The 5,084-nt window shown below is 32.9% G+C and carries 5 protein-coding genes; 2 read left to right on the forward strand and 3 right to left on the reverse strand.

Going from position 1 to position 5,084, the window contains the following annotated elements; all coding sequences use genetic code 11:
- Positions 1-212: 212 nt before the first annotated feature.
- Positions 213-965 carry a ChbG/HpnK family deacetylase gene (locus ACT8VG_RS07100; RefSeq protein WP_444195497.1) on the forward strand — a complete coding sequence of 251 codons (753 nt, stop codon included), beginning with the start codon at positions 213-215 and terminating at the stop codon, positions 963-965.
- Positions 966-988: 23 nt separating this feature from the next.
- Here ACT8VG_RS07100 and ACT8VG_RS07105 read toward each other — a convergent pair whose 3' ends face one another.
- Positions 989-2,245, reverse strand: coding sequence for an L-cysteine desulfidase family protein (locus tag ACT8VG_RS07105; protein WP_444195498.1), 1,257 nt, complete (start codon positions 2,243-2,245; stop codon positions 989-991).
- A gap of 38 nt (positions 2,246-2,283) precedes the next feature.
- On the reverse strand, positions 2,284-3,480 hold the full coding sequence (locus tag ACT8VG_RS07110; RefSeq protein ID WP_129980681.1) for an O-antigen ligase family protein: 1,197 nt from the start codon (positions 3,478-3,480) through the stop codon (positions 2,284-2,286).
- A 101-nt stretch (positions 3,481-3,581) separates the two neighbouring features.
- Here ACT8VG_RS07110 and ACT8VG_RS07115 point away from each other — a divergent pair, with 101 nt between their 5' ends.
- Entirely contained in the window at positions 3,582-3,998 is a 417-nt protein-coding gene (locus tag ACT8VG_RS07115; protein ID WP_040390262.1) for a hypothetical protein, read from the forward strand.
- Between the two features lie 19 nt (positions 3,999-4,017).
- Here the strand turns inward: ACT8VG_RS07115 and ACT8VG_RS07120 are convergent, their stop codons facing one another.
- Positions 4,018-4,884 (reverse strand): LysR family transcriptional regulator, encoded by an 867-nt coding sequence (locus tag ACT8VG_RS07120; RefSeq protein WP_444195499.1) that lies wholly within the window; start codon positions 4,882-4,884, stop codon positions 4,018-4,020.
- Positions 4,885-5,084: the final 200 nt, after the last annotated feature.

Consider the following 5,084-nt stretch of genomic DNA (forward strand, 5'->3'; position numbering starts at 1 on the left):
ATTGGGACATTATCAACTTGGATACATTGAGACATTATCACATTGGAATCAGACAGTGCACTTGGTTTTTTATTTGTCTTAATTGACAACGCTTACACTATAGAGTAAACTATATATAGAAAGAAGTGATCCTGGCGGTATGATCTTATTATGTATTGTATATATATAATAAGTATGATAACTAGGATCATTTTTATTTAGGAGGATTTTTTATGAAGATTATGGTACGTGCTGATGATTTAGGTTACAGCCGAGGTGTGAATTATGGTATATATGATACAGTAAAAAATGGTGTGATTAAGAATATTGGTTTTATGGTGAATATGCCTGATTCTGTAGAAGGCTATGAACTTGTAAAGGATTTAGATATCTGTTTAGGACAGCATACCAATGTATGTATTGGTACGCCTATCAGTGATCCAAAACTTATTCCAAGTCTTGTAGATGAGAATGGACAATTTAAATCCAGTAGAACATATAGACAAAGTAAAGAAGACTTTGTAGTACTAGAAGAAGCAATTATAGAAATAGAAGCACAATATGAAAGATTTAAAGAGATAACTCATCTTGAACCTTCTTATTTTGAAGCTCATGCAGTAGCCAGTGATAATTTATTAAGGGGTATTGAAATTGTTGCGAAAAGACACAATTTAAAGTTCAATGATATTTCTTTTGATGGGACACCTGTTGATCTGGCAGGAGAAAAACTCTATATGCATATGGAGAGTATGAAGGAAGGCTATGATCCTTTTAAATCTTTTAAAGAAATGGTAGAGAATGCACATAATGATGGTTGTGATTTGTTAGTTTGTCATCCAGGATATCTTGATGCACAAATACTACGTACTTCTTCTCTCACTCTTGATCGTACAAAAGAAGCAGAGATGTTATGTTCAGAAGAACTCAAAGACTATCTTAAAGAACATGATATACACTTGTATACATATGATGAAATAGGACACTAAAAGCTGCCAATCGGCAGCTTTTACTATTCACACATAATTTTAATAATTTCCTGGTCAGTAGAAGCCATACCTTGACTTCCTAATACACCAATATTGTGGATTGTATTTTCTATACCCTTAGAAATAATACCATCTCCACCATAGAACTGCTGACCATTCATATACATATCATACCCTAGAATGCCAGCTTCTACACTGACTGCAATCTTTGCAGCACAACTTGCTTTAGCACCATCACAGATAATACCAGAAGTAATAGCCAAGGCATTTACGATTGTATGATTCATCACTTCTTCACTTGCATCCTTTAAATAAGCAAGTCCTGCACCACATGCAGCACCTGCACTCACTGCACCACAGAAGGCAGATAAACGACCAATCTCAGTCTTTAAATGAATGGCTGTTAAGTTAGAAATCACAAGAGCACGATATAACTTCTCTTTATCTAAATGTTCTCTTTCTGTATAAACAATAAGAGGTACAGATACAGTTAATCCCTGGTTACCACTACCAGAATTAATCACTACAGGTAGTTCACAACCATTCATTCTTGCATCACTACCAGCTGCTGCATAGGCCTTTAATAGACTTGGTAAATCTTTTCTAATCGCAATCACCTTACCAATATTAGCCCCATAATCACCATTCATTCCTTCTTGTGCAATGGCAGTATTACATTCAATCATTTGATCTAATAATTCTTTTACATCATCAATCTCTACTTCTTTCGCAAAAGTATAAATATCATGCATAGTAAGAGTGAGATAATCTTCATCAATAGTCTGTTTCAATGCTTCTCTACATACAATAGTTTCATTATCTTTTGTCATTTCTACAATATGTGTATGTGTTCCTGCAATATGTACCATTGCTTCATGTTCATCATTAGATACAGTCAAACGAATATCTAAAGAATAAGGGGATTCTAAAGGCCGTACCTTAATAGAAGCACTATTCATAAGTTCAGTCATCGCAACAATATCTTCTTCCTTCACATGACTAATAACCTCTAATTCTGCTTCTGCATCTCCACCTGTAATCCCAATACAGGCAGCTGTTTCAATACCTTTATTTCCATGAGTATGAGGCACAATAACACTCTTAACATTCTTGATGATATTACCACTGACTTCAATTAATATCTTATTTGGTATAACACCTAACGTCTTTCTTGCGAGACTTCCTGCATACGCAATTGCGATAGGTTCTGTACATCCCATGGCAGTTACGAGTTCCTTATTTAAGATTCTTACATAAGTCTCATAAAGTTTTTTATCCATTCTTTTTCTCCTTATTAAAAAGGCAATGAATCATTGCCTTATTGATCAATTTCTTTTCTATAAATGTCAAAACTGCTTACTATCATCGCAAATAAGAATCCAGTTGATACAAAGAAGATTGTATAATCGAGTAATCCATGAATATAAATCATCACAATATAGCCTACAATTAAAGCAACAAGAGTAGGGTTACACTTAGTTCTTAATAAGCGATATAAACGTTTAATATTTTCAATGAAGAACGGTGCAATCACTAATAATCCTATAATCCCAAAACATAAAACAGGATCAATAAAGATATTATGTGAATGCTGTGTAGGATGCCCATTATATTGTGCATAAATATGCCAATATGTCATAGGTCCTTCACCAAATAAGAAATGTGTCTTAATGTTCTGAATAGCAACTTCCCAGATATGTTTTCTTACCCCTAAGTACTTCACAATATTGCTCATACGTGGAATATATTGAGGTTTCGCAATAAAGAAACCAACACCAGCCGCACCTACAGCACAAATACCACCAAAACTCTTATAATTACGATTAAACAACAACATAATCGCAAGACCACCAGCAAGTGCAGGCCATGCAGTACGACATCCTGTTAAATATAGACAGAATAAGTTAAGTAATGTAATTAAACCAATAATCACTATTTCTTTAATATGATTCATAAATCCATGATTATGAGTATACTTCAAGAACTTATAGAAGCAAATAGCCACAAAGAACTCAATCATCATTGCATAGTAGTTCGCATTAAAGAACATTGCATTCGTACGATACTGTGGTGCATTAAATACAACCAAATACCATCCCTCAAGATCAAACTGTCTTAAGATGAAGATATATTCAATAATAGCCCATACAGCTGCAAATACACTTAAACCAATCACTATATTCAACATTGTATCAAATAGTTCTTCACTTGCATGACGTCTATATACAAGTGTCATACTGTATAACATCAAATAACCTAATGATACACCAGCTCCTGGCCAGTTCTGATAAAAGACACTTGTTAAGAAAATAAGTGCTGAGAAGAAAATAATATATTTGCTTCGTTTTGTTTCTTCATAACCTTTCTTTACCTCACCCTGTTTAATCCATTTAAAGAATATAATTGCATGAATCACTACAGTAATATAGAAAGGAAGGAATATTGCGGCAATCGCAATAAGAAAATCACATTGCACAGAATCAAAACGTGACTTTAAGTTTTTAATAATATCCATGAGAACCCCCTTTAATTACATTCTATATTATACACGAAAAATCAAAAAAAATATTGTTTACTCACGAAATATTGGTAGAATACTCTATGGAGGTAGAATATATGAATATGAACACTTCATTCTTCTCTTTTAAGTCAGGATCTCCATTCATGATTATCCTATCTATTATTTTAGGAACACTACTCATGGCTTATGGAATCTATGAAATCTTCTTTAAGAAAGATAAAAGAGAAATTAAAGGAATTTACCACGGTTATAAGAAAGTCAATAACTTATATTGTCGTCCTATCTTCCAGTATTCTTATGGTACAAAGAAGTATAACCAGGCATCTATCCAGGAATTTAAAGTAGAAAAGATTGAAAAAGATTATGTAAAAGGACAGGAATATCCTATTTATTTAGGGGAACAGGCGAATACATTCTATTTAAAGAAGAAAAGCACTTGGTCTAACTATTTATTAATCGTTGCAGGTATCTTATTCTATGTAAGTGCTATTCTAGGTTATCTAGGATTCTAAAAAGAAGTAGTTTTAATAACTACTTCTTTTTCTTTTCTAATCTTTTTTCTACAGCACGATAAAGTGGTTCTAATAGCTTCTTATTTTTTTTCTTACATACAAGATAGAAACTATTAGTCGCTTCTTTATCTATGATTGGAATAATCTTTCTATTGTCTGGCTTGCCATCTCTTTCTATAGATAGATCAGAAATAAATGTTGGAAGAGTAGAATTCTGTGTAAGATCATTAAATACCTCTCTATTATCCTGAAGAATAAAATGAGTATGAGGCTGTGTTTCTAAATGCATTGGATACCATACACCAATTCTAGAATACAACAGCATTGTCTGACCATCTAGATTCTTAAAGAATAATGCTTTACTATCTGCAAGAGGATGATCAGGTGTTAATGAAAAATATAATGTTTCTGTATCATATAACTCATAATATAATTCTTTACTATCAGGAATCTTATTTAATACAACAGCTGTATATAAATCATTCTCCAAACCAGATAATAAGATATCTGGCATTTTTATTTCTGAAGAAATAGCCATATCTTCATATATCTTACCAGCATAAGGTACTAAATCCCATAAAGGCGCAGGTGCGCATGATCCAATACTAATTGTATGAGTCATACGATCATATTCACGTACACGAGCAATCATATCATTTGCAGAAAATAATACTTTCTGTGCATAATCAACAGCCACTTTACCAGTCGCATTTAAAGTAATACGATTCTTTTCACGGTCAAAAATAGGAACTTGCAGTTCTTCTTCAAGCTTCTGCATGGCACGAGAAAGAGCTGGCTGAGAGATATGTAATGCGTCAGCTGCTTTAGATAATGTACCATACTTAGAAACAGCCAATAATTGTTCAACTTGTCCAATTTCAATCATTTGATAATCCTCCTCACTATGCACTCACATTATAGCATAATACAAAACTGGCATTGTACTTTTCTACTTATTATTAATAAAATACACATAGAGGTGAAGACTATGAAATATACATTTATGGAAAACTTTAAAGACAAAGATCCAGAATGATATGATGACCTCCCAGTAGACAGTGCAAATAATTAAAAGCACTGTTTGCT

The organism is Catenibacterium sp. (genome assembly GCF_052354645.1).
In the GTDB taxonomy this organism is placed as follows: Bacteria; Bacillota_I; Bacilli_A; order Erysipelotrichales; family Coprobacillaceae; genus Catenibacterium; species Catenibacterium mitsuoka_A.

What these genes read in the sequence shown, in the direction of transcription:
- ACT8VG_RS07100 (WP_444195497.1), top strand. Translation starts at nt 213, where the DNA reads ATGAAGATTATGGTACGTGCTGATGATTTAGGTTACAGCCGAGGTGTG.
- ACT8VG_RS07105 (WP_444195498.1), bottom strand. Translation starts at nt 2,245, where the DNA reads ATGGATAAAAAACTTTATGAGACTTATGTAAGAATCTTAAATAAGGAA.
- ACT8VG_RS07110 (WP_129980681.1), bottom strand. Translation starts at nt 3,480, where the DNA reads ATGGATATTATTAAAAACTTAAAGTCACGTTTTGATTCTGTGCAATGT.
- ACT8VG_RS07115 (WP_040390262.1), top strand. Translation starts at nt 3,582, where the DNA reads ATGAATATGAACACTTCATTCTTCTCTTTTAAGTCAGGATCTCCATTC.
- ACT8VG_RS07120 (WP_444195499.1), bottom strand. Translation starts at nt 4,884, where the DNA reads ATGATTGAAATTGGACAAGTTGAACAATTATTGGCTGTTTCTAAGTAT.